A 23,985-nucleotide genomic window follows, 5' to 3' on the forward strand; every position below is an offset into this window, starting at 1 on the left:
TACCGGGGCCTCAGGCCGGAGAGCCGGTGCCTAGCCCCGATCTTTGCGCCGGATAGCCAACGGCCTCGCGCTTCTCGGCCTCCGACAAAAAGTCGGCGCCCTGCACCCGGCGCCACAGCGATTCGCGCTCGGTCGCCAGCGCCTCGACGGCGTCGAGGTCCGGCTCCAGCCGGGCGGTGCCGAAGGCCGGCTCCAGCCAGCGGGCGAGCGAGTCGGCGGTGCGGCGCACCAGCGGGATCACCGTCTGGCGGTAGAAGGCGCGGTTGGCCTCGGCGTAGTTGGCGTGGGTGTTGTCGCCGGGAAGGCCGAGCAGCAGCGGCGGCACGCCGAAGGCCAGTGCGATCTCGCGCGCGGCCGCCGCCTTCGCCTCGACGAAGTCCATCTCCTTGGGTGAAAGCGAGAGCGGGCGCCAGTCAAGCCCGCCATCGAGAAGCAACGGACGGCCCGCATTGGCGCTCCCCTGGTAACTCGCTTCCAGCTCCGCCTTGAGACGGGTGAACTGCGTGTCGCTGAGCGCCGTGCCGGTCGAAGGAGCGAAGACGAGTGCACCGGACGGACGCGCCGCGTTGTCGAGTAGCGCCTTGTTCCAGGCGCCGGCCGCATTGTGAATGTCGAGCGGCACCGCCGCCGCCTCCATCGGCGAGAGGCCGTAATGGTCGTCGAGTGGGTTGAACAGCGTCATGTGCAGGATCGGCGGCACCGGGCTGGCCTGTTCGTAGCGGAGGCGCCGGCCGCCGACGGCGTACTCGTAAGCCGCCGGCCAGCCATCGGCCCCGGTCACGACCTGCATCCGGTCCGGCCGCAGGGAGAACAGTTCGCGCGGCGTGCCGTCGATCTCGACCGCTTCTATATAGGCGTTGCCGGAGACCAGAAGGTGTCCGTAGACCCCGTCGAGGAAGCGCATCCTTCCCTCGCGCGGATTCGGACGCGCGAGCAGCGCCATCAACGGGTGCGCATCGTCGGCGCCGGCCAACGTCAAGGGCAAGGCGGCGGCGGCTTCGGCGACGAGCCGGACAGCGCGATGAACGACAGCGTTGCGCTGGAAGCCTTCGCGCGCCAGAGCCGCGTAATCGCGCGTCGTCCAAACCGCCCTGCCCTCTCCGTAGAGGGCGAAAGCCGTGGCCGCTTTCGTCGCCGGCGCGAACCCGGCAGCCCTGGCGAGCCGCGCGATGAATCCAGGCATGGCACGCTCCTCGCCAGCAATGTTTCACGTGAAATTAACCGCGGCCGTCAGAGTCGGCGGATCCGCGGCTCGGCCGCGGAGGCAAGCATCAGATGCGTGAGCGCCCAGACCAGCGCATCGAGCCGATCCGGTGAACCGCCGCCCGGCAGACCACCGGGACCGAAGGCGCACATCTCATCTTCAAGTGGCGGCAGCGGGCCGACATGGCGGACGCGCCCCTGGGCGTAAAGCAGCGAGACCGGCTCGGCCCGCAGCCACTTGCCTCGGTTTGCCCGCACCGTCACGATGGGCACGCTGGGGTCTGCCTCGGCGAGCACCGCGACGACCATCTCCCCGCCTTGGTTGATCTCGGCCACCAGCGCGTCGGCCTTCAGCCGGTGATACAGGGCCAGCGCGGCGCGCGCCCAAACAGCGGGCGCGGCCTGTTCCAGGGTCGCGTCGGCCAGGACATAGGCAGCTCCATCGGCCGCGAGCCCCGCCGCGACGATCCCGCAGGCGTCGGCCCCGGCCCGCGACGAGGCCGGCGGATCGACCGCGACGACGATGCGCTGCAGCGGCGGCGCCTCACGGACGCGCGCCCGCTCGATGGCGTCGCGGGTCCAGAGCGCATCCGGCCGATCCTCGATCACTTCACCGTCGAGTTCCTGATGGCCGAGACGGGTGCCGGCATAGCGGCCGACCACATCCTCCAGATAACTCGGTGCGAGGTTCGCTGCATTGTCGGCAGTGCGCGAGCGCGTCACCACCGTGCGCGGATCGGCGAGCAACCGGCGGATCAGCGGCACCGGGCGCGGCGTCGTAGTGACGAGGCCGCGCGGATGGCGCCCGAGCCGCAGACCGAACTGGATCATGTCGTAGGTGATCTCGGCCTCACGCCACTTGGCGATCTCGTCGGACCACATGGCGCCGAATTGCGGCCCGCGCAGGGAATCCGGCTCCTCGGCCGAAAAGACGAGCGCCACGGCGCCGTTGCCGAACACCACCCGCCGCCGCGACGGTTGCCAGATCGGCGGCTCCCCGCCGAACCGCGGCAGAGCGAGGAGGCCGGACGGCCCCTCGATCATCACGTCGCGCACATCAGCAAAGGTCTCGCCGACGAGCGCGATCCGCTCGACCGGCTCCACTGAGAACACCGGGTCGCCATGGGCGAGGCCGCGCACCCATTCGGCGCCGGTTCGGGTCTTTCCGGAACCGCGCCCGCCGATCACCGCCCAGGTGGTCCAATCTCCCGGTGGCGGAAGCTGGTCGTGCCGCGCCAAATGGAGCCAATCGGTCTCAAGCAGGCGCAGATGCGCCGGCGTGAGTCGGTTCAGGAACGCCAACGTTCGGCTCCGCTGCCGCGAATGCAGCATAGCGGCGCGCGATATCCGTGCGCATCGCCACGAGATCGGTGGCGGACAGGGATGATCGGCCGGCCGCGCCATCCGTTCCTCCCTCCCGCACGGTCCGATCGGCCGCCTTCATGTCGTCGAGCAGGTTCTTCAACCCGCCGAGATCGCGCAGCACCTTTCCGGAATCGAACCCGGTGGGCGGCGGCTCGGCGTTGAGAGCGGCATCGAAGCGCTCGATCTGCCGTTCGATATGCGTCCGCAATCGCGCCCGCAGCCGCTTGGCATCGGGTGCACGCTTGCGCGCTTTTCGAGAGTTCGGCTGCGAAGGGGCGCTGGGCCCGGGCTCACCGCGTGGTTCGGAGGGGTCCGGCATCGCGGCGTCTCCATTCACACTTCTTGAGCGTGCCCTTTACCTACACGAGGAGCGTCGCGGTGTCAAACCATAAATTCCTATTCTTGACCGAAATCGGAATTTAGTCCGAAAATAGGGCATGCGGCGGAAGGCCGAGGACGCGGACCTGCTATGAATTTCTACACAAAGGAGGAACGCGAACCGAGCTTCGCTGGTCTTTGTAGCAAGGCGTGCGCATCACCGCAGCCAATGAATGGGAGTCAGCAGATGCTCAAAGGTGGACTTCTCTGGCTGATCGGCATTCCTCTGCCGATCATTCTTCTACTGTGGTTTTTCGGGGTGTTCTAAAGCCTCTCCGGCGTCGGGGTCGAGGCATCGGACCTCGGCCGACGCCATTTTCGACTTCGAACATGCCCCTATCGGCCTTCGCGTCAGGCTGTCACGCTCCGTGGCGTGTAGACGAAAGGCAGCCGCCCCTCCCGCTCGATCAGCCGAGTCGTCGGCGCACCGATGATGACCATGGTCGCCATGTCGGCCGACGCGGTGCGGGCCTCGTCCAAGGTCAGCACTTGCAGGGACTCGTCCGGCCGAGTCACGGCGCGGGCGAAGATGACCGGCGTGGCGGGCGGCAGGATCTCGGCGGCGAGTGCCAGGGCCCGCCCGAGCTGCCAGGGGCGCGCCGAAGAGATCGGGTTGTAGAGGGCCACGCTCAGCCCCGCCCGCAGAACCGCCTCCAGCCGAGCGGTCACGACCTCCCAGGGTTTGAGGTTGTCGGAGAGCGAGATCGCGCAGAAATCGCCGCCCAGCGGCGCGCCGAGGCGGGCGGCGGCAGCGAGCATCGCGGTGATGCCGGGCTCGACGCGAATATCGAGGTCGCGCCAGTCCGCGGGGCCGTGCTCCACCGCCTCGAACACGGCGGCCGCCATGGCGAACACGCCGGGATCGCCGCCGGACACGACGGCGACGTGCCGGCCGGACATCGCGAGTTCGAGCGCGTGGCGGGCGCGGTCGACCTCGACCCGGTTGTCGCTGGCGTGGCGCGTCAGCCCCGCGCGCTCGGGCACGCGGGCGACATAGGGAATGTAGCCGATCAGATCCTGCGCCCGGTCGAGGGCGGCGCGGGCCGATTCGGTGAGCAGGCGCGGATCGCCCGGCCCGAGGCCGATAATCATGACGCTCCCGGACGCGCTCACGGGCGGCGGCCCTCCCCGGGCACCAGCACCATCGAGAAGTAGGGCGCAACGTCGTCCGCCTTCTCGGACAGCGGCACCACCTGCTCGCCCGCCATGGTGCCGCGCTCGACATAGACCGCGCGGGCGAGAAAACCGGTCTCGGCCAGCACGCCGCGCACCTTCGGCAGGTGACGGCCAAGCTTCATGATGACGGCGGCATTCGTCCCCTTCAGCCGCTCCACCAGGGCCTCGCGCGGCAGGGTCGCGGGCAAAATGGTCAGCACGTCGTCTCCCCACGTGATCGGGGTACCGGCCCGCGTCCAGCAGCCTGACATACCGGTGACGCCGGGGATGACTTCCACGGGGAAACGGTCCTTCAGGCGCCGCCACAGATGCATGAAGGAGCCGTAGAAGAAGGGATCGCCCTCCGACAGGATCGCCACGTCGCGGCCCGCGTCGAGATGGTCGGCGAGCCGCCCCGCCGCCTCGTCGTAGAAGCCGGCCAGGGCCGAGACGTATTCCGGGTGATCCGGGTGAAGCTCGGTGGTGTAGGGATAGGCCAGCGGAAACTCGCGGGTCGGGTCGCACACCACCGCGTCGGCGATGGTGCGGGCGTTGCCGCGCTTGCCCCGCTTGCAGAAATGGACGAGCACGGGGGCGTGCTCCAGCACCCGCATCGCCTTCACGGTGAGGAAATCCGGGTCCCCCGGTCCCATGCCGACGCCGTAGAGCGTGCCGGTCTTGGCGATGGCGGGGGTCTCGCCCGCGCCGTCCGCGGTCTCGGCCGGGGCGTCGATGCGCACGCTCCCCTCCATCACTCGATCTCGTTGGCAAGCGCGTTGACGGCCGCCGCCGTCATGGCGCTGCCGCCGCGGCGGCCGTGGACCACGACGAAGGGCACGCGCCCGTCCCGCGCCAAAGCCTCCTTCGATTCCGCCGCGCCGACGAAACCGACGGGGATGCCGATCACCGCCGCCGGAGGCGCGACGCCCTCGTCGAGCAGTTCGAGCAGGCGGAACAGAGCGGTCGGCGCGTTACCGACGGCGACGATGCTGCCGGGCAGCTTGTCCCGCCACAGCTCCATCGCCGCGGCCGAGCGGGTGGTGCCCATCTCCGCTGCCAGATCCGGCACGCGCGGATCGCCCAGCGTGCAGATCACTTCGTTCTTGGCCGGCAGTCGGGCGCGGGTGACGCCGTCGGCGACCATGCGCACGTCGCACAGGATCGGCGCGCCGGACTTCAGCGCCGCCTCGCCCGCGGCCGCGAAGGTGTCGGACATCTCCACGTCGCGCGGCAGGTCGGTCATGCCGCAGGCATGGATCATCCGCACCACGACCCGCTCGGCCGCGCCGGACCAGCAGGCGAGATCGGATTCGGCGCGGATCATCGCGAAGGAACGCGCGTAGATCGCGCCGCCGTCGCGGATGTAGTCGTGGCGGGCACTCATCGCACGTTATCCTGACACGTCGTCGCGAAACACGGGGTCTAGCCCCGGAAGCCCGGCGGCTGCGGCCTTCCTTATCCGGTCCAGCGCCGCCTCGAAAGCGAGACGCGTTGCCGGCTCGCCAGAGGGGGGGCCGGCGAGCACCACGTCGTAGGCGCCGTCCCGGCCGACCAGGGTGAGATCGGCGGGGCTCGGATGGGCGCAGCCCTTGGCGCAGCCCGAGACATGGGCGGTGAGCCCGGCGAACGGCGCCAGCGCCTGCGCCAACCGGGCGGCGTGGTCGGGCACGGGCGTGGTGCCGGAGCGGCAGGCCGGCGCACCGGGGCAGGCGGCGATCCGGCGGCGCGGATCGTCCGGCGCCACGATGAAGCCGGCTTGCGCCAATTCCTCTCGGAGCACGGCGGTGCGGCTCGCGGGGGCGATCAGCGCGAAGCCGCGCTCCGCGCTCAGCCGCACCTCCCCGTCGCCGGCCAGAGCGGCCACCTGCTCCAGCCGGTCCGCGGTGCAGCGGCCGAAGGGCGCCTGCACCAGGAGCGCCGCAACCTCTCCGCTCAAGGCGACGCGTCCCGGTGCGCCAGGAACGCGCGCGGGCGCGAGCGGTGTCGGAGCGAACGGGAAGAAGCCGGCCACCGCCGCGATCACGGCCCGCTGGTGCGGATCGAGGTCGCGCACCCGGCGTCCGCCGATCTCGGCGAAGGCCATGAGGGCGAGGCCGAGGACACCGGCCGCCTGACGCTCCGGCAGCACGCCGCAGCGGAGGGCACCGCTCGCATCCGCGAGCCCGAAGGTGACTTGCCCCGGCCTCTCGGCAAACAGATAGAAATCGGCTTCCGCCCCGCCGAGGCCGTGGGCACCGCCGCCGTCGATCGCCACCAGGGTCTTCGCCGGCAGGCCCGGCACGGCGTGCCCCGCGACCTCCACGGCGCGGGCGAGCGCCGGCACGTCGATCTTTTCGTCCGGATCGAGGCCGGCGAGCGGCGCGGTGAGGGTGAGGCGCTGCGGGCCGCCATCGTCGCGGATGTCGCCCAGACCCGCCGCCGCCAGGGCGCAGGCGAGGCGCGGCGCGCTGGCCTCGCTGACGCCGCGGATCTGGAGGTTCCCGCGGGCGGTGACGTCGATATGGCCGTTGCCATAGGCGCGGGCGCCGTCCGCCACCGCGCGCAACTGCGCGGGCGTCAGGCGCCCGAGCGGCGGGTGGATGCGGGCGAGCAATCCGTCGCCGGTCGGCATCGGCCGGGCGAGCGAGGGACACCAGCCGCGGCGGGCGCCCTCGGGCAGGGTGCGGCGGGGGCTCATTCGGCGGCCATCATGGCATCGGCAGGCGCCGCGTTGCGCCGGCTCTGCCACAAGCCACGGGCGCGCATCTCATCGAAGCGTTCGAGGATGGCGCGGGTCGCCTCCGGATTGGCCGCCTTCAGGGCCTCGAACGTCTCCGGATCGGCGATCCAGGCGCCGTAGAGCCGGTCGAGGTCGGCGCTCGACACCGCATCCGTCGCGGCAGCGAGCACGAACACCGCATCGATCCCCTGCGCGAATTCCTGCGCACCGCGATAGCCGTGGCGGAGCTGGGCCGCGATCCAGCGCGGATGGCCGAGCCGGCCGCGGATCAACCGGGCGATGTCCTCGGCAGCGGTGCGGGTGCGCGGCGCCTCCGGGTTCGAGACATCGAGGCTGTAGAGGGCGGGTGCCCTCCCCTCCCCAGACGCGGCGGCGAAGAAACCACCCATGGCATCGGCGGCTGCGTCGCCGTCGAGCAGGTCGCGCTCGGCGACATCGAAGGCATGGACATAGGCGTCGGCGGCCGCGACGCGGGCGGCGAAATCCGCGTCCGCGCCCTCCGCGTCGCCGTAGGCGTGGGTGGTGGCAGCGAGATAGGCGTGACCCAGATCGCTGCGGCCCACCCAGGCCCCGTCGAGGGCGGTCTCGGCCGTACCCGCGCCGTAGCGGCCGGGGGCGCCGCCGTAGATGCGCGCGGCGGATTCTCCCCGGCGCCGGGCGGCGGCAAGCGGGTTCTCCTCGTCCTCCTCCTCGCGGGCGGCGACGGCACGCGCCGCCCGGTCGAGCAACGACAGGGTTTCCGGGAACGTGTCGCGGAAGGCGCCGGAGACGCGGCAGGTCACGTCGATGCGCGGCCGGTCGAGGAGGGCGAGCGGCAGCACCTCGAAGCCGGTGACGCGGGTCGAGGCGTGGTCCCAGATCGGTCGCACGCCCATCAGCGCGAGGGCGTGGGCCACGTCCTCTCCGCCAGTGCGCAGCGTCGGCGAGGCCCAGAGATCCATGACGATGCGGGCGGGATACTCTCCCTCGTCCTGCAGGTAGCGGCGCACCACCGCCTCCGCCGCCTTGGTGCCGAGCAGGGTCGCGGCGCGGGTCGGGAGGGCACGCGGGTCGAGCGTCGTCAGGTTGCGGCCGGTGGGCATCACGTCCTGTCGCCCACGCGAGGGCGAGCCGGCGGGGCCCGGCGCGACGAAGCGGCCGTCGAGGGCGGCAATCAGAGCGGCGCGCTCGGCCTCGGCGCTGGCGCGAACCGGCTCGCCGGCATCGGCAGGGGCGCGGCCGAACACGTGCAGGCCGTCGCGGAACGGGGTCTCACCGAGATCGCACAGATGCGCGTCGAGCGCGGTCAGCGCGTCGGCCATCGGCGTGTCGCCATCGATACCCGCCCCTGCGAGCAGGCCGTTGGAAGCCGCTTCATCCAGGATCGCCTCGGCGATCAACCCGGCCCGGCGCGGATCGAGCACGCTCGCGGCGGAATATTCTTCCACCAGTTCACGGAGCGCCGCGGCCTCAGGCGTGAGCCCGGCAGCCTCGACCGTGGGGGTGAGATGGCCGAGCGCGATCCCGCCGAGGCGGCGCTTGGCTGGCGCGGCCTCGCCGGGATCGTCGACGATGAAAGGATAGACCACCGGCAGCGCCCCGACGGCGAGTGCCGGCCAGCAATCGGCCGCGAGCGCCACCGCCTTGCCCGGCAGCCACTCGGTGGTGCCGTGGGTGCCGAGATGGATCAGCGCGTCGAAGTCTGCGCGCAGACCCAGGTAGAAGGCGAGGTAGGCGTGGGTCGGCGGCTCGTCGGGATCGTGGTAGCCGGCCTTGCGGTCGGTGCTACGGCCGCGGTCGGGCTGGAGGAACAGGGTGAGGCTTCCGCCGCCGCCAGCCTCGCGCGGGGCGTCAAGCGCATCCCCTCTCCCCGCGTGCGGGGAGAGGGTCGCGACGACCTCGACGTCGTTGCGACAAGCGGCAGCGAGCGTGAGGGGGCGCTTCAAGTCGAGCTCCTCGCGGAGCGGCCCCCTCACCTTCGGCTGCCGCCTCGCACCGGCGACGCCCCAAGTCGGGCCTGCCCGACTTGGGCACCTTGGATCAGAACTCGGGAACACCCGAGGTCTGTGGTCGCCGAAGCCCTCTCCCCGCGTGCCGGGAGAGGGGATGTGCGCGGCAGCCGTGCGCACCATCCGGAACCGGAACGCGCCGTCGCGGCACACCGGATCGTCCTCCGGTGAGCCCCAACGCTCGGTGAGTTCCGCCCGCCGCGCCTCCGGCAGCCCCTCGAACCAAGCCACGTAATCGGCCAGCGAGACCGAAAAACCCGGCTCACCCTCCGTCAGTGCCTCCATCAGCGCGCCCGCCTCGGGCAGATCGCCCGCCGCAAAGCCCGCCGCGGCGAGGTCGGCAGCGATGGCGCGGGCGCTCTCCGGCGTGTCGAGGCCGACGGCGTATCCGGCCCGTCCGCCGCGGGCGGGGTAATCGGACAGCACCATAGCCAATCGGCGCTTTTCACGCGGCGTTCTACGCAGATGAACCCAGGCGGCGGCGCGCTCGGCCAAAGCGGCGATGCCGGCGGGATCGGGCACGGCGCGGCGTTCCGAAAAACCCTCGACGGCCTCCGCCTCCTCCTTGAACGAGATCGGAAATCCCGAGAGCCGCCCGTCGAATTCCGGCAGCGCGATCTGCATGGCGAGGTCGGACGCGTTCATGCCGCGCGCGGACGCGGACCATGCGGCGCGCGGGGCGCCGATCGTGTAGGCCTGAAGCACGGGGCAATCGGCGGCGTCGAGCACGAAGCCGGCATCGTCGCGGGCGGAGAAGGCGGTGGCGGCGAGCACGATGTCGGGGCGACGCCGCGAAAGCGTCGCGCGCAAGGTCGCGACGGCTGACGGGTCCTTCAGGCTCGACACCGCGAGCGTGATGCAAGCCATGCCACGTTCCTGCAAGGCGGCGGCAAGCTGCACGGCCGGCGCGGTCTCGCCGGAGAGCACCGCCGAGCGGTAGACCAGCAGCAGCGCCAGCGGCCCCGGCCCGGCGGCCTGCATCGCCGTCTCAAGGGAAAGCGGCCCGCAGCCGGGGCACCACGCGAAGCCGCGCGGCAGCGCCCGCGGCGGCTCCGGTTCGACGGCGGCGCCCGCCTCCCGCGCGAGGCTGCGCAGCAGGTTCGTCAGGTTCTCCGGTCCGCCCGCGCGAAAATAGGCGTCGAGGCGCGCGCAGGTCTCGGGCGGCAGGGTTGAGAAGGCGTCGAGGCGCGGGTCCGGCCGGTCGTCGCCGGGCAGCACCGCGAGCCGCACGCCGTTGGCGCGCGCGGCGGCGGCGACGCGCTCGATGCCGTAACGCCAGTAATCGAGCCCGCCGAGGCAGCGGATGACGCAGACCTTCGCCCGGGCGATCACCGCATCGACGTAGAGATCGACCGACATCGGGTGGCGCAGTTGCGCCAGCTTGGCGAGCCGGAGCGAGGGCAGGCCGGGCTCGGCCGTGTGCGCCCGGGCGACGGCTGCGAGGTCCGTGTCGGTGAACGACAGAAACACGATCTCGCCCGGGCTCTGGCCGAGATCGACCGCCGCCTCGCCCTCGTCGAGGGAGACCGTATCGAGGCGGATCAGGTGCATGGCGCAGGCGCCCTCACGACTCCAGGCGGTTGCGAGCCGGCTGCGCCCGCTTGCGCCGGATGCGCCAGACCAGCCGCAGGAGCAAGATGGCCAAGAGGACGATCGGCAGCCAGGGCAGACTCGCGACCGTAAACCGCAGGGCGGTCGCCGCGCTCTCGCCGAGGATTGGGCCGCTGCGGGCCCAGACCTCCTGCACCGGCGCGAAGGCCCCGGCCCGCGCCTGACTGGCGCGGAAGTTCACCGTGACGATCTCGGTGTCCACGCGCTCGTCGAGTCCGCGGCGCGTCCCCTCCGACTCCTCGATCTGGCTCTGGACCTGCGCCAGCTCGCCCGCGATCTTGATGAGATCCTCGGCCCGGTTGTCCGGCTTCTCGGCGAGCGCGGTCAGGCGGGTGCGGTAGTCGTTGAGCTGGGCGAGCCGCCGGCCGGTATCGGCAATCGAGGCGGTCAGATCCTCGGCGCGGGTCGCCTGCTCGATCAAGGCGACGTCGCCCGCCGCCTCGCCCGGCAGGGGCGCGGTGACGAAGGCGACGTAAGGCGCGACCGCTTCGTGCGGCAGCCGCACTTGAATCTGCGCCTGCGGCGGGCGGGTGCCGCTGCCATCCCGGATCGAGGAATTCAGCAGCGTGCAGGTCGCGGCCTCGGCGAGGCAGCGGTCGCGGGCGGCGGCGAAATGCGGCGCCACCCGGTCCGGCGCGAGGCCGACGGTGAGGTCGTGGCGGTAGGCGAGCTTGGCCGCACTGCCCTCGCGCGCGGCGGAGACGAACGGGGCCGGAGCCGCCGCATCGGCCCCCTCCCTGCCCTGGCGCACTTCGCGCCGGGCATCGGAACAGCCGGCGAGGAGGGTGAGCGCGGCAACGGCCGCGAACAGACACCCGCGCGGCAGCCGACCTGCAGCCACGCCCCGGCTCATCCGCGCAGGGCGGCGGCGACCGCGTCCTGATCGAACCCTTTGAGGCCGATGACGACGAGGCGCCCGTCGCGGGGCTCCGAGCCCTTCCAGGGGCGGTCGTAGTGGGAGGCGACGCGCCGGCCAACACCCTGCACCACGAGGCGCATCGGCTTGCCTTTCACCTCGACAAAGCCCTTGATCCGCAGCACACCCTCGGTCTCGGCCGCCTTTTCCACGCGGGCGGACAGGTCTTCCGGGCTGACGGCGACGCCGACCGGGATCGCGACGGATTCGAAGTCGTCGTGGTCGTGGTCCTCGCCTTCGCCGTGATGCGAGGGGCGGGCGTCGAGATCGTCCTCCGCCGCCGCCGCGATGCCGAGCAGCACCCGCGGATCGAGGCGGCCGTGCTCGGTCGCGACGATCTCGACGGCGCGCGGCAGGTGCGCCTCGATCTCGGTGCGGACCTTTTGGCGGCCCGCCTCGTCGAGCAGATCGGATTTGTTGAGCACCACGAGATCGGCGCAGAGGATCTGGTCCTCGAACACCTCCTCCAGCGGATTGTCGTGATCGACCGATTGGTCCGCCGCGCGCTGGTTGGCGAGCGCGTTCGGGTCTTCGGCGAACAGGCCCGAGGCGACCGCCGGGCCGTCCACCACCGCGATCACGCCGTCCACGGTCACCCGCGAGCGGATCGCCGGCCACTGGAAGGCCTGGACCAGGGGCTTGGGCAGCGCGAGGCCGGAGGTCTCGATCAGGATGTGCTCCGGCGGCTCGGGCCGGTCGAGAAGCTTTGTCAGCGCCGGCACGAAGTCGTCGGCGACCGTGCAGCAGATGCAGCCGTTGGGCAGCTCCACCACCGAATCCTCGTTGCAGCCCTCGATGCCGCAGGCGGCGAGAAACGAGCCGTCGAAGCCGAGATCGCCGAACTCGTTGACGATGATGGCGAGCCGGCGCCCGCCCGCATTCTCCACCGTGTGGCGCACGAGCGTCGTCTTGCCGGCGCCGAGGAAGCCGGTGACGATGGTGCAGGGGATCTTGTCGACGAGGCTCATGGGTCAGCGCGTCCGGTTCAGCGGCGGGATGCGGGCGACGACGCCCTTGCGGAACGCCTCCGGCCGCTCGCGCCAGGGCACGACGCCGTCGGGCGTCTCGAGGTAGCGGCGCAGGCCCGCGAGCAATGTGCGGGCCGAGGTCTCGGGATCTTCCAGGGCGTCGAAATCGCCGTAGACGTAGGTCCAGCGGTTCGGTGAGACGACGGCCACCGTGCAGGGCCGCTTGCAGACCGAGAGGCACTCGGCCCCCTCGATCGTCAGGCCCGGCACCGGTTCGCGTTCGGCCTCCGCCCGCAGCGCGGCCAGAAGCTTGGCCCCGGCGCGCGGCTCGGACGTGTCACCCGCCGCGCGGCAGGTGATGCAGACGGACAGGGTCGCGCTGTCGGGATCAGGCATGGGCGCGGGCGCCCGCCTCGCGGCCGAACAGCCTCCAGGCCCAGCCATAAGTGAGTCCGATCACCGCCCAGAACACGAAGCCGATGGCGAGCGAGCGCGCGGCGAACTGTGCGGCCGCGGCCGGCGGCACCTGCGAGGAGACGGTGTCGACCGATTGCGGCGCCCCGGCAAGGTGCGGCGCGACGATGAGGACGAGGCCGCCCAGGATCGTCAGCGGCACCCGCCGCACAGCGATCAGGTAGAGGCCGAGCCCTGTGGCGACCACCGTCATCAGCCACCACGACTGGCGCAGCACGAGCGGCGCCGCGCCCATGCCGGGCAGTTCCGGCGGCAAACCGATGGCGGGGGCGAGCGCCACCGCGAGGAAGCCCGCCACGCCGACGACGAGCCCGCTCTGCGGCGTCGGCTCACGGCGCAGAGCCAGCATCACCGCCGCCAGCAGCAGCGCGTAGCCGACACCGCCGACCAGCGTGGCCAGCCCGGTGAAAGCCATCCGCTGCAGGCCGGGCGCGGGCTGCCACTCGTCGGCCTTGTCATGGTCGTGACCGGCCCCGCCGTGGGCATGCTGCGAGGGTGCATGGGCCGGGACGATCAGGGACGCGAAGGGCGCGGAATCGCGGGAAGGCGCGAGGGCGGCATGCGCGCCCTCGCCCTCGTAGGTCTCCGCCTGAAGGATCAGCGGGGAGGTCAGCGCGAGCTGAAGGCCCGTCGCGACGACGGACGCGAGGAAGCCGGCGACGAGCGCCGCCGACAGCAATCGGGAAATCATGGAACCGCTTTGAGCCGCTGGAACGCGGATCAGTGGCAGGGGAAGTTCTGCGCGTGGCGGAAATCGTGCGCCGCGTTGTGCAGCACGGAGGCCGGGGCGAAGCCCGCCACGAAGACGAGACCGAGGCCGAGGAAGGCGGCAACGAGAAGCGCGCGGGCGCCCTCGGCGGAGCGGGCGGTGGCCTGGGTGTGAAGGGTCGCAGTCGTCATCGGGTCACGGGCTCCGGCCGCCCCACCGGCGGCGTTCGAGAACAAAAATCGTCGGACGGCAGGTCTCCTGGCTCGCGGCTGGTCTCGCGCCTGCCGCCTTCCCGGATCACCCGGTGGCTCGTGGCAGGAACTCGCCGCTTACAGTTGCGGGGGCAGCCGCGGAATCGAGGTTTCGGCAAAACCTCTCACCGCATTCCCTTTTCACCCCGTTGCCGGGGCACCGTCACCCGCCGCTTGTAACGCGGAGCGGCGGGCCTTGCAAAGCGCCATTGCGTGAACGGGCAGGCTCGGTGCAAACCGGCGGCCATGACGGATGCGGCGCCCGACCGGATGACGCTGGTGCTCGGCGGCGCGCGCTCGGGCAAGAGCGCCTATGCGGAGCGGCTGATCGAGGCTTGCCCCGCCCCCTGGCTCTACATCGCCACGGCGCAAGCCTGGGACGACGAGATGCGCGCCCGGATCGGCGAGCACCGGGCGCGGCGCTCGGATTCCTGGCACACCCTCGACGTGCCGACGGCCCTGCCGGAAGCGATTGCCGCCGCGACTGGACCGGTGCTGGTCGATTGCCTCACGCTCTGGCTCACCAACCTGCTCTTGGCCGAGGCCGATCTCGATGCGGCGACCGAGGCGCTGGCGCGGACCTGCGCCGCGGCACCGGGCCCGCTGGTGCTGGTGGCCAGCGAGGTCGGCCTCGGCATCGTGCCGGACAACGCGCTCGCCCGCCGTTTCCGCGATGCGGCCGGGCGGCTGCACCAGCGGCTGGCGCGCGAGGCCGACCGCGTCGTCCTCACGGTTGCCGGCCTGCCCCTGACGGTCAAACCCTCACGCGAGACTCCTTAGATGACCGAAGACGACGCGCGTCACCGCGAGAAGATGGCCAAGCGCAAGGCGGTGCAGGACGCCGAGGTTGCTTCCAAGAAGATCGAGAAGGGCCTGCTCATCGTCCATACCGGCCCCGGCAAGGGCAAGACGACGGCCGCGCTCGGCCTCGTGCTGCGGATGCTCGGGCGCGGGCACCGGGTCGGCGTGGTGCAGTTCATCAAGGGCGCCTGGGACACCGGCGAGGCCCGCGCGCTGAAGAACTTCGGTGACCAGATCGCATGGCACGCGCTCGGCGAGGGCTTCACCTGGGAGACGCAGGACAAGGCCCGCGACATCGCCGCCTGCCGCAACGCCTGGGAGACCGCCCGCGCGCTGATGGCGGACGAGACGATCCGTCTTCTCGTCCTCGACGAGTTGAACATCGCGCTACGCTACGATTACCTCGATCTCAACGCGGTGCTGGCCGACCTCGCCGCCCGACGCCCCGACCTCCACGTCGTCGTCACCGGCCGCAACGCCAAGCCGGCCCTGATCGAAGCCGCCGACCTCGTCACCGAGATGGGCAGCGTGAAGCACCATTTTTCCGCGGGGGTGAAAGCGCAGGAGGGGATCGAGTTCTAAGGTTGCGCGCGATTCCAGGCCAAAGCCAATCATACCGAATCCGGTTAATCCCTTCGGTAGGGCTGTCCCCCGTCATCCGGGGCCGCGCAGCGGAAGCCGGGATCCACCCGTGATGCGGGAGGCCCGGCGCCTGCGAGGCCAGTCGTGGATTCCGGGTTCGCCTGCGGCGCCCCGGAATGACGAAGGTCAACGCAAGGTCGAACTCTCCAAGCGGAAACAGTATCAGATCGACGTTGAAGGGCTGCTAAGTGGAAAGCAGCCCTTCCAGCTGGCCAGGACATTTTGGCGAAAAGCGCTTGCCTATTCTTCGCGCATTGATTCCCAAGTTTTTGGATAATATATTTGATCTGCAACCATGATGTGTCGTTGCAGATTTCTGTAGTGCGCCAAGCCTTTGCCTGAACTAGGCTGCGCGGACGTTCGCGAGAAACTGCTCCATTTCGACGCGTAGCGCATTGGATTGCCCTGCCAGGCCATTGGCGGCTGATGCAACGGCCTGAGCGGCGTGCCCGGCGCCCTCCGCCTCCTGCGCGACCTCGGCGATGTTCGTGGTCACCTCCGAGGTGCCAGCCGAGGCCTGAGCCATGCTTCGCACGATCTCCTGCGTCGTTACACCCTGCTCCTCAATCGCGGTCGCGATGTTCGTGGTCACGCCGCTCATGGACTGGATCTGACGGGCGATATCCTGGATTGCCTTAGCAGCGCCCGTGGTCGCTGCCTGGATCGCAGCGACTTGCTGGCCGATCTCGTCGGTCGCACGGGTCGTTTGGCTCGCCAACTCCTTCACCTCCGCAGCAACAACCGCGAAGCCGCGTCCGGCCTCACCCGCGCGCGCCGCCTCGATCGTGGCATTGAGGGCAAGCAGGTTGGTCTGACTCGCAATGTTCGAGACGAGACCGACGACGTCCCCAATGCGGGTCGCCGCCTGGGCAAGAGCCGCCATCGTCTCCTCGGTGCACGAGGCTGCCTGCACGGCAGAAGCCGACATCCCGGCGGCCTGCTCTACTTGGCGGCCGATCTCCTCGACGGTCGCGCCGAGTTCCTCCGCCGCGGCCGCCACGGCATTGACGTTGTCGGCTGTCTGATGCGCTGCGCCAGCCACACTGGTCGAACGCTGTGCCGTTCCGGCAACCGCGTTTTGCATCGTGGCAGCCGAGCCCTGCAAGTCTGCGACCGCTTGTGCGACGCTGGTGACGATGCCCCCAACGGAGCGCTCAAACCTGTCCGCGAGGTCGCGCAGCAAGGAGCGGCGAGCCTGCTCCTCACGCAAACGCGCGGCCTCCGTGGTCTTGAGTTGCTCGGCCGCTTCTTCCAGTGACATGTCTCGGATTGTCACCACTGCTCGGGCGATGTCGCCGATCTCGTCGGAGCGCCGGCTGCCAGGAACCTCTGCCAGCGCCTGCCGGGCCGCGAGCGCCTTTAGAGCCCGGGTGAGCGCATCAAGAGGTGTGACGATCGACCGGGCGAACAGCAGGCCGAGGATAGCCGTGCCGACAAGTACCGCCAGTGCGATGAAGGCAAGTGTCCGCGACAGGGTCTGTACGGCACCGATTGCCTCGGCCTCCGCCTGCTCGGCCACGACCGTCCAGGGCGCGCCGAGCACCGACACGGCGGCGCTCGCTGCCATGTGAGTGCCATCGGCGCCCGGGTAGGTGAAACTGCCGCCCACAAGTTGGGCTGCTCCCAACCCGAGGTCCGATATAGGCGCGCCAGCCTTCACACTGGGGTTGAGCGGCGGGTTTGAGCGTAGGCGCCCATCTGTGCCGGTCGCCAAGATCTGCCCGGTCTCACCGAGCCCTGCACGCTTCGTCAGCGTCCGATCGAACAGCGCCGGGGTGACGCGCAGCGCGACGAAGCCGATCCGCTCCGCGGCCTGGGCCGTGCCCATGGCGACGTTGGCGCGCTTGGTCATCGCGCGGCCGATAAAGGCCGAGGGACCCGTGCCGACCGGGTATGACGCGAAATCCTCGAACGTGGTTGCTGCCGGATCCTGCCCCTTCAGACGTTCGACGAGACGGGCGAGGCCGGTTCCCTTGAGGTTCGGATCATCGAGCGACTTGGCAAAGTCTTCGCCTTTGGTCGTCGTGTAGACGATGCGGCCACTCTCATCGAGGAATATCAGGTCCGCATAACCTGGCTCGGCCACGATTCGGCGGGCTACCTCCTGCACCTTGGCGTGACGGCGCCCGTACATTGCTGTTGTCGGTGTGCTGTCGAGTGCAACCCGCGCCTCGACGGTTGCTGGCGATCGGAAAGCTTCGACGATCCCGGTGAAGTCGGGCTTGGCTGGGTCAAGGTTCTCGATGAGATCAGGGAAGTTCGAGACGATTTGGGGGTGTCCAGCTGCGGCCAGGAAATCTGCCTGCATGCGGTCCGCTACCAGCTCGATGCCGTCGCGCCGGGCCGCAGCTGCCAGTTCAAGGCGCGCACCTGCCGCCTCAATGAGGCCGGACTTAGCGGACGACCAACTGAAGCCGCCCATGGCCGCAGCGCTGATAAGGGCAAGACCGATTGTCGTTGCAGGCAGCCGGATCCCGAGCCGGGATGCGTTGATCATGGTGTTGCGTCTCGACGGCATACTCAAGAGATCGCTGGAATGCCCAGTCGACTCTTAACTTTCGTTTAAGTTGCATAAAATTACGCATCGCCTGCATAGATACATCACTGCTGAACGTTAGGCGCCGAATGCATAATCAGGCTGCGACTTTCCGGCCCTGCGAAATGACGCTCAGCCGTAGCGCGCAGTCTATCCGTAAGCCCAGTCCCAACTCAGCCCAGACCTTCAAGGACCTGATGCACACGCCTGAAGTACGGCCTCCTGATAGCGTAGGGAGGGCAGCTTAAGGTCGAAAGCGGCTAGGTCTTAGAGGCTGTTATGAACCGGCTACGAGTAGAGCAGCCTTCCTGAGCATGAGGCAGACGAAGGCGACGAGGTGCAGGTCTGCCAATGTGCTTGCATATCGCTCGTAGTCTTTGACGAGCCGGCGGAAGCGGGTGGCCCAGGCGAAGGAGCGCTCGACGACCCAGCGCCGGGGCAGCAGCACGAAGCCGCGCTTGGCCTCGGGCAGCTTCACGACTTCCAGGTCGATGCCGTGCTTGCGCGCGGCTGTGGCCGCCTTGTCGCCGGTGTAGCCCTGATCGACGAAGGCGATCTCGACGTGATCGTCAGTGACCGCCTGCACGGCCTTGGCCAGATGCTCGACCTGAGCACGGTCATCAGTGTTGGCTGGCGTGACGTGCAGAGCCAGAAGATGGCCGAGCGTGTCCACCGCCATGTGCAGCTTCGAGCCCTGCTTGCGCTTGGCCCCGTCGTAGCCGGCCCGCTCGCCGCTCTCGGGCGTCGCCCGCAGCGTGCGGCTGTCGAGGATGGCCGCCGAGGGCTCGGCCTTGCGCTCGGCCGCCAAGCGCAGAACGGCGCGAAGGTCCTCCGCCAGTTGCTCGAAGCAGCCCGCCGACAGCCAGCGTTGCGCCTGCTGGTAGACCGCCGCCCACGGCGGCAGGTCGTGGGGCATCCAGCGCCACGGCGCGCCTGTCTTCACCACGTAGCGCAACCCGTTGAACACTTCCCGCAACGGATGCGCGCGTTGGCCCGCATCCTCGCGCACCAGCGTCAGATACGGAGCGACCAACGCCCATTCGTCGTCGGACACATCGGACGGGTAGGCTTTCCGGGACTGGCTCATGACCCATCATCTGAGCCGCCCAGCCGATAGGTCCATAACAGCCTTTAGGGGCAAGCTAATTCAGTAGAGACCTTGAAAGCCAGCCATGGAGATCCGCCTGATCCGCATGGGTGTCGACCTGACCGAGGCGTTACGAGAAATCAGCCGGCTCCGTGGGCCCTGCGGGAACGCCGGAGGGCGACAAGCTCGATGTCCTGGCACGCCGGCGGGCGCCTATGAGCGGGCACAGCCTCTGGTGCCGGAGAGCGATCCCGTCGAGATCCTTCACTTCGCCATCGGCGAGAGGGGATGGTCACAGGCCGAGGGGGCCGGGCTTCTCGGCGCCCGCGCGCAGGCCTCCGAGATCCTGAACCGCAAACATCCGCTCAGCCTGGAACAGATCCGACGGATCGCGGAAGGCGTGGCAGCTGCCGATCGCCGCTCCGGCGAGACCGTATCGCCTCAAGCGGGACGCGGCCTGAGCCGCGTCCCTCACCCGTCGAGAATCAATACTCGATGATGTCTTCGAGCGCGTAGTGCTTCACCGTCTTGCGGTTGGCGATCAGCTCGTCGATCGTCGGCTCGCCCTTCATGGCGCGGGCGATGGCGAGCTTCGTCGCCTCGTAGTTGGTGCGGTAGAGATCCTTGCGGTCGAGGTTCTCGTCCTTGGCGCAGCGCTCGTCGAGCCAGATCGTGATGATCATGCACAGCTCGTCGAGCCCGTCCTTCGGCAGGATGCCCTCGATCACGCAATCGATGATCGCATCACCCGTGGCCGCCTGGACCACGCCGCCGAGAAGCTCGGCATATTCGGCGGTGTGGATCGTGACCTTGGTGGTCATGATCGTGGCGGGGCGCACGAGCTGGTTGAGGTCGCGCACCACGAACATGCGGGTGTGGCCCTGCACCTGCCCCAGCATGCTCGCGAAGCCGTGGCCCACGGGCCCGCGGGTGGAGCCGATCAGCACCTCCGGCATCGCGTCGGTGAACTGCCCTTCGGCCGCGAGCACGGTCGCCTCGCCGGTGCGGAACCAGATCTCGGACATGTCGGTCATCCCATGATGGTGTGAGGTCGCGCCCGGCGGGCGGTCGGCGCGCAGACACCATCCCCGGCCGCCCGCGTCAATCGCCTGTCGGCGCATCGGCGACCGGCCTGCGGTTCGCCTTGGCGGCTCTCGGCGGGACCGCGCCCGCCGCCTTCCGGGCCGGATGTCCCGCTGAAGCGGCGCCCCTGGTCTGCGACCGGAAAATCGCCCATGTAAAATTGCTCGTGCCAGGATCGCACGAGACCGGAAGGACCGATTCGATGAGCGAGCCCGGCCAGGGCGACCGACGAGGCGAAAGGCAAGGCGACAGGCGCGGCGAGCGGAGCGGCCGGGAGGCGGGCTGGAGCCTGTCCGCCACGCCGGAGGGCGAGGGCGTGCGCCTGGAACTCGGCCTGCCCGATCTCGGCGGCCGCCCCGTCACCGCGGTGATCCGCCTCGACCGCGGCGAGGCGCGGGCCTTCGCCCGGGCGCTGCTGGCCGCGGCGGGCGATGCGACCGAGCGAACCTTCGTCGAGCCCGACCGCTGATCTTATCAGCGCTGCGTGCGCCGTCCGGGCAGGCGCGGCACCACCGTGCCGCGCGGCTCCACCGGCGCATCGCAGGCGTAGGCGAACTCGGTCTGCAGGTCGCTGAACACGGTCTCGCCGGTGATCTTGCAATCCTCGCGCACGGTCTCGTCGAGATAGGTGCGCGCCGCGGTGCGGAAGCGCGCGGCGCGGGTCTCGGCGGGCGGACGGCCGGCGCCGAGGCTGCCGACATCGCAGCCCGTGACCTCGCGCAGGGCGTTCGAGACCACCAGAACCCGGCGGCGCTGGCGGTTGTCGTAGATCTCGTAGGGCTCGTTGCAGCCGATGGTGACGACCTGCGGCACCTGGGAGACATAGGTCTGGGAGATGTAGCCGAAGCCGGTGCAGCCCGAGACAGACAGGCTGACGCCCAAAGCGAGCGGGAGCGCGAGTCGCCGAACTGTCGTCGCCATCTGCCGCCTCATACCCGCACCCATCGGCCGCCCGTCAAAAGGGGCGGGAACCGGCGCATTGAAACAGTCCAGCTTGCCCGGTCAAGCCAGCGGCGGCGCGATGGGTCCCGCGCGTGTCCCATGCAGGCCGGACTTCGAACCCGACGCCGGAGGGCAAGCCCGAGGATACCACCCGGCACCGTCGGCCTCCGTCACCATCGTCCCTCCGGCACGACCCGCGACCGAAATCGCCACCACGTTCGAAGGCTCAAGATAATCCTTCGTCTTCGCGCAAGTCCTGCGGGAGCGATCTCTCCGACTGCACGAAATAAACGGATGATTATTCCGTTGACCCGGCGCGCTCGTCACGGCGACATTGATGTGCGGTTCGACCTCGACAGCACGCATCCGGAACAGCCTCGCGAACGGGACTGATCTGAGGCGGGCGATTAAAGAGGACGGACGGCCTCAACCTTCCCGAAAACGTTCTCCCGGAGTCCCCGCGGCTCCGAACGACCTCGGCTGCCCATTCCGGAGCTTGTCCCGTGCTGCGCAAATCCGCCTTCCTGCTCACGATCGCCGCGGGCCTTCTCGCACCGACAGGCCTGTGCGCCGCGCCGGACCCGGCGGCCAAGGCTTCCAAGGACAGCACCGCCAAGGACAGCGCCGCCAAGCCGGGCGCGGCGCAGGACAGCCCTCTCGTCTCGACCGAGTGGCTGGAGAAGAACCTCGATGCCAAGAACGTCCGCATCGTCGAGGTCAGCGTCGAGCCGGGCGTGTTCGAGCGCGGCCACATTCCCGGTGCCCAGAACGTCGCCTGGCACACCGACCTCGTCGAGACGGTGAGCCGCGACATCGCCGGGCCGGAGAAGTTCACCGCCCTCGCCCGTCGCCTCGGCATCGACCGGGACACGACCGTGGTGCTCTACGGCGACAACAACAACTGGTTCGCCGCCTGGGGCGCCTGGGTGCTCGCCCAGTACGGCCTCGTCGATAACGTCAAGCTGCTCGACGGCGGACGCAAGAAGTGGGAGGCCGAGAAGCGTCCCTTCGACACCCGCACGACTGAGGTCGCCCCCTCGGCCTTCACGGCGCAGGCGCCCTCGGGCAAGCTGCGGGCGCGCTTCGCCGACGTGCTGGCGGTGGCCAAGCGGGAGCGGGACGAGCAGATCCTCGACATCCGCTCGCCCGACGAGTTCAGCGGCAAGGTCATCGCTCCCGCCGGCATCCAGGAACTGGCGATCCGCGCGGGCCACATCCCCGGCTCGGTCAATGTCCCCTGGGCCAAGGCTGTGAACCCGGACGGCACGCTCAAGTCCAAGGAGGAGCTGAAGGCGCTCTACGCGGCGGCCGGCATCGACGGACGCAAGCCGATCATCACCTCCTGCCGCATCGGCGAGCGTTCGAGCCATTCCTGGTTCGTGCTGAGCCGCATCCTCGGCTACGACGCGCGCAACTACGACGGCTCCTGGACCGAGTACGGCAACGCGGTGGGCGTGCCGGTGGTCAACCTCGCCGGCACCGTCTGGGGCGGCAAGTGAGCGCCGGACCCGCGGGGGATGCACTGCCTCTCCCACCCCGAAGCGTGGGCGCGCCCGGAGCCGGGCGCGCTCTTCCCGTTCGGGCAGCCCTTCCCGTTCGGGCGGCTTTTGCCGCGCTCATCGCCACCGGGCTCGCGGCGGCGTCCTGGCGCCTCTCGGGCGAGCCCGGCGGCGCGCGCCTGGCCCTGTCCCTCGTCTTCGGTGCGCTGTTCGGCCTTGTGCTCCAGCGCAGCCGCTTCTGCTTCTACTGCCAGTGGCGCGACTACCTGGTCGCGGGCGACCCGCGGGGGATGCTCGGCATCCTGGCGGCGCTCGCGGCCGGCGCGGCGGGCTACGCCGTGGTGCTCGGCGCCTGGATGCCGGATCCTTCGGGCACCCGCCTGCCGCCGGACGCGCATATCGGTCCCGTGGGGCCGGTGCTCGCCCTGGCCGGGCTTGCCTTCGGCGCTGGCATGGCGGTGTCGGGCTCCTGCATCAGCGCCCATCTCTACCGCCTCGGCGAGGGCTCGCCAACGGCGCCCTTCGCGCTGCTCGGCACCGGACTCGGCTTCGTCCTCGGCTTCGCGAGCTGGAATCCGCTCTATCTCGCCAGCCTCTCCGAGGCGTCCGTGCTGTGGCTGCCGCGCCATCTCGGCTACGGCTTCAGCCTCGTGCTCACGCTGGCCCTGCTCGCCGCCCTGGCCTGGCCGCTGCTGCGCCGGCTGCCCGAGCCGGAGGCGCCGACCCGGCGCGATCCCTTCCACGCGGTGTTCGTGGCCCGCTGGCCGGTCTGGCTCGGGGGTCTCGCGGTCGGGGCGCTCGGGACGCTCGCCTATTTGCGGGTCGGCCCCCTCGGCGTCACCGCGGAGATCGGCGGTCGCTCGCGGCAGGCGGCGGGCGCGCTCGGCCTGCTGCCGGAGCGGCTGGAGGGCCTCGACACGTTTCGGGGTTGCGCCACCGCCGTGCGCGATGCGCTTCTCACGCCCAACGGCCTGTTCATCGGCGGCCTCGTGCTCGCCGCACTGGCCGCCGCCCTCGTCGCCGGTCAGTTCCGGCCCGTTCTGCCGACGCGGGGCCAGATCGTGCGCGGGTTGGGCGGCGGCGTGCTGCTGGGCTGGGGCGCGATGACGGGGCTCGGCTGCAGCGTCGGCACGCTGCTGTCGGGCATCATGGCCGGCGCCGTCTCGGGCTGGGTGTTCGGCGTGACGATGTTCGCCGGAGCGGCGGGAACGCTGTGGCTCGGGCGGCGCCTGGGATGGCTCGCCTGACGCCGCTCGCGTCTTCCGTTCCCGGTCTCGATCCGCGATGATCCGCGCCTGAACTGGAACGACGTCCTCGCCGTCGGCCTGGCGCTGCCGGAGATGGAGGCCGCGACCTCCTACGGCACGCCCGCGCTCAAAGTCCGCGGCACGCTCGTGACGCGCCTGCGGACCGAGGACGATAGTCTCGTCCTCCTCGAAGTCCCGCCGGACGAGCGCGACATGCTGATCGCCGCCGATCCCGAGACCTTCCACATCACGCCCCATTACGAGGGGCACGCGATCGTCCTCGCGCGGCTGGCGGCCCTGGAGCCGGAGCGGCTCCGGCCCTTCCTCCTGCGCCGCTGGCGGGCGGTGGCACCCAAACGCCTCGTTGCGCGCTTCGAGACTGTGCAGGTGGAGGCGTGAGGCGCCGGCCCG

24 protein-coding genes and 1 riboswitch are annotated in these 23,985 nt (G+C 70.3%); of the genes, 7 read left to right on the top strand and 17 right to left on the bottom strand.

Annotated elements, in window-relative coordinates; genetic code table 11:
• Window positions 1-10: 10 nt before the first annotated feature.
• From LPC10_RS07645 to LPC10_RS07705, 13 genes are all read right to left on the bottom strand, one after another.
• Entirely contained in the window at window positions 11-1,183 is a 1,173-nt protein-coding gene (locus tag LPC10_RS07645) for a phage portal protein (RefSeq protein ID WP_231346154.1), read from the bottom strand.
• A 47-nt stretch (window positions 1,184-1,230) separates the two neighbouring features.
• Window positions 1,231-2,535 (bottom strand): DNA-packaging protein, encoded by a 1,305-nt coding sequence (locus tag LPC10_RS07650; protein WP_370644674.1) that lies wholly within the window; start codon window positions 2,533-2,535, stop codon window positions 1,231-1,233.
• Complete coding sequence (locus tag LPC10_RS07655; RefSeq protein WP_231346155.1) at window positions 2,459-2,887, bottom strand: hypothetical protein; 429 nt, start codon at window positions 2,885-2,887, stop codon at window positions 2,459-2,461. The genes LPC10_RS07650 and LPC10_RS07655 overlap by 77 nt, the downstream gene beginning before the upstream one ends.
• Before the next feature lie 410 nt (window positions 2,888-3,297).
• Window positions 3,298-4,059 carry a precorrin-3B C(17)-methyltransferase gene (gene cobJ / locus LPC10_RS07660; RefSeq protein ID WP_231346156.1) on the bottom strand — a complete coding sequence of 254 codons (762 nt, stop codon included), beginning with the start codon at window positions 4,057-4,059 and terminating at the stop codon, window positions 3,298-3,300.
• Entirely contained in the window at window positions 4,056-4,853 is a 798-nt protein-coding gene (locus tag LPC10_RS07665; RefSeq protein ID WP_231346157.1) for a precorrin-2 C(20)-methyltransferase, read from the bottom strand. Before LPC10_RS07665 ends, cobJ begins: the two co-directional genes overlap by 4 nt.
• A complete protein-coding gene (locus tag LPC10_RS07670) occupies window positions 4,853-5,485 on the bottom strand; it encodes a precorrin-8X methylmutase (protein WP_231346158.1) in 633 nt (210 codons plus the stop codon). The genes LPC10_RS07665 and LPC10_RS07670 overlap by 1 nt, the downstream gene beginning before the upstream one ends.
• A gap of 6 nt (window positions 5,486-5,491) precedes the next feature.
• Entirely contained in the window at window positions 5,492-6,778 is a 1,287-nt protein-coding gene (gene cobG, locus LPC10_RS07675) for a precorrin-3B synthase (protein WP_231346159.1), read from the bottom strand.
• Entirely contained in the window at window positions 6,775-10,359 is a 3,585-nt protein-coding gene (cobN, locus tag LPC10_RS07680) for a cobaltochelatase subunit CobN (protein ID WP_231346160.1), read from the bottom strand. The genes cobG and cobN overlap by 4 nt, the downstream gene beginning before the upstream one ends.
• Before the next feature lie 13 nt (window positions 10,360-10,372).
• Window positions 10,373-11,272 carry a DUF4349 domain-containing protein gene (locus LPC10_RS07685; protein WP_370644675.1) on the bottom strand — a complete coding sequence of 300 codons (900 nt, stop codon included), beginning with the start codon at window positions 11,270-11,272 and terminating at the stop codon, window positions 10,373-10,375.
• Window positions 11,269-12,303, bottom strand: a complete 1,035-nt coding sequence (gene cobW / locus LPC10_RS07690) for a cobalamin biosynthesis protein CobW (RefSeq protein ID WP_231346162.1) — start codon at window positions 12,301-12,303, stop codon at window positions 11,269-11,271. The genes LPC10_RS07685 and cobW overlap by 4 nt, the downstream gene beginning before the upstream one ends.
• A 3-nt stretch (window positions 12,304-12,306) precedes the next feature.
• Complete coding sequence (locus tag LPC10_RS07695) at window positions 12,307-12,699, bottom strand: DUF1636 domain-containing protein (protein ID WP_231346163.1); 393 nt, start codon at window positions 12,697-12,699, stop codon at window positions 12,307-12,309.
• The gene (locus LPC10_RS07700; protein WP_231346164.1) at window positions 12,692-13,468 is read right to left on the bottom strand and encodes a CbtA family protein; all 777 of its coding nucleotides are present in this window, start codon (window positions 13,466-13,468) and stop codon (window positions 12,692-12,694) included. The genes LPC10_RS07695 and LPC10_RS07700 overlap by 8 nt, the downstream gene beginning before the upstream one ends.
• Before the next feature lie 29 nt (window positions 13,469-13,497).
• Window positions 13,498-13,677 carry a CbtB-domain containing protein gene (locus LPC10_RS07705; protein ID WP_231346165.1) on the bottom strand — a complete coding sequence of 60 codons (180 nt, stop codon included), beginning with the start codon at window positions 13,675-13,677 and terminating at the stop codon, window positions 13,498-13,500.
• A 39-nt stretch (window positions 13,678-13,716) separates the two neighbouring features.
• Window positions 13,717-13,917, bottom strand: a riboswitch (cobalamin riboswitch).
• Between the two features lie 66 nt (window positions 13,918-13,983).
• Here LPC10_RS07705 and cobU point away from each other — a divergent pair.
• Window positions 13,984-14,517 carry a bifunctional adenosylcobinamide kinase/adenosylcobinamide-phosphate guanylyltransferase gene (gene cobU, locus LPC10_RS07710; protein ID WP_231346166.1) on the top strand — a complete coding sequence of 178 codons (534 nt, stop codon included), beginning with the start codon at window positions 13,984-13,986 and terminating at the stop codon, window positions 14,515-14,517.
• Window positions 14,518-15,120, top strand: a complete 603-nt coding sequence (cobO, locus tag LPC10_RS07715) for a cob(I)yrinic acid a,c-diamide adenosyltransferase (protein WP_231346167.1) — start codon at window positions 14,518-14,520, stop codon at window positions 15,118-15,120. It begins immediately after the preceding gene.
• A gap of 403 nt (window positions 15,121-15,523) precedes the next feature.
• Here the strand turns inward: cobO and LPC10_RS07720 are convergent, their stop codons facing one another.
• Both LPC10_RS07720 and LPC10_RS07725 read right to left on the bottom strand, forming a co-directional pair.
• Window positions 15,524-17,677 carry a methyl-accepting chemotaxis protein gene (locus LPC10_RS07720; RefSeq protein WP_231346168.1) on the bottom strand — a complete coding sequence of 718 codons (2,154 nt, stop codon included), beginning with the start codon at window positions 17,675-17,677 and terminating at the stop codon, window positions 15,524-15,526.
• Between the two features lie 316 nt (window positions 17,678-17,993).
• Window positions 17,994-18,803, bottom strand: a complete 810-nt coding sequence (locus tag LPC10_RS07725; RefSeq protein ID WP_231346169.1) for an IS5 family transposase — start codon at window positions 18,801-18,803, stop codon at window positions 17,994-17,996.
• A gap of 85 nt (window positions 18,804-18,888) precedes the next feature.
• Here LPC10_RS07725 and LPC10_RS07730 point away from each other — a divergent pair, with 85 nt between their 5' ends.
• Window positions 18,889-19,302 carry a transcriptional regulator gene (locus LPC10_RS07730; protein ID WP_231346170.1) on the top strand — a complete coding sequence of 138 codons (414 nt, stop codon included), beginning with the start codon at window positions 18,889-18,891 and terminating at the stop codon, window positions 19,300-19,302.
• On the opposite strand, the gene fae is transcribed toward LPC10_RS07730, so the two are convergent.
• On the bottom strand, window positions 19,289-19,828 hold the full coding sequence (gene fae / locus LPC10_RS07735; protein ID WP_231346171.1) for a formaldehyde-activating enzyme: 540 nt from the start codon (window positions 19,826-19,828) through the stop codon (window positions 19,289-19,291). The genes LPC10_RS07730 and fae overlap by 14 nt on opposite strands.
• A gap of 260 nt (window positions 19,829-20,088) precedes the next feature.
• Here fae and LPC10_RS07740 point away from each other — a divergent pair, with 260 nt between their 5' ends.
• Window positions 20,089-20,355 carry a hypothetical protein gene (locus LPC10_RS07740; RefSeq protein WP_231346172.1) on the top strand — a complete coding sequence of 89 codons (267 nt, stop codon included), beginning with the start codon at window positions 20,089-20,091 and terminating at the stop codon, window positions 20,353-20,355.
• 5 nt (window positions 20,356-20,360) lie between these two features.
• Here LPC10_RS07740 and LPC10_RS07745 read toward each other — a convergent pair whose 3' ends face one another.
• On the bottom strand, window positions 20,361-20,807 hold the full coding sequence (locus LPC10_RS07745) for a hypothetical protein (RefSeq protein ID WP_231346173.1): 447 nt from the start codon (window positions 20,805-20,807) through the stop codon (window positions 20,361-20,363).
• Window positions 20,808-21,331: 524 nt separating this feature from the next.
• Here LPC10_RS07745 and LPC10_RS07750 point away from each other — a divergent pair.
• The 3 genes from LPC10_RS07750 to LPC10_RS07760 all read left to right on the top strand — a co-directional run bounded on the left by LPC10_RS07750 (window position 21,332) and on the right by LPC10_RS07760 (window position 23,973).
• The gene (locus tag LPC10_RS07750; protein ID WP_231346174.1) at window positions 21,332-22,327 is read left to right on the top strand and encodes a sulfurtransferase; all 996 of its coding nucleotides are present in this window, start codon (window positions 21,332-21,334) and stop codon (window positions 22,325-22,327) included.
• A 44-nt stretch (window positions 22,328-22,371) separates the two neighbouring features.
• On the top strand, window positions 22,372-23,574 hold the full coding sequence (locus LPC10_RS07755) for a YeeE/YedE thiosulfate transporter family protein (protein WP_231346175.1): 1,203 nt from the start codon (window positions 22,372-22,374) through the stop codon (window positions 23,572-23,574).
• A gap of 93 nt (window positions 23,575-23,667) precedes the next feature.
• The gene (locus tag LPC10_RS07760; RefSeq protein WP_231346176.1) at window positions 23,668-23,973 is read left to right on the top strand and encodes an MmcQ/YjbR family DNA-binding protein; all 306 of its coding nucleotides are present in this window, start codon (window positions 23,668-23,670) and stop codon (window positions 23,971-23,973) included.
• Window positions 23,974-23,985: the final 12 nt, after the last annotated feature.

Source organism: Methylorubrum sp. B1-46 (assembly GCF_021117295.1).
Lineage (GTDB): Bacteria > Pseudomonadota > Alphaproteobacteria > Rhizobiales > Beijerinckiaceae > Methylobacterium.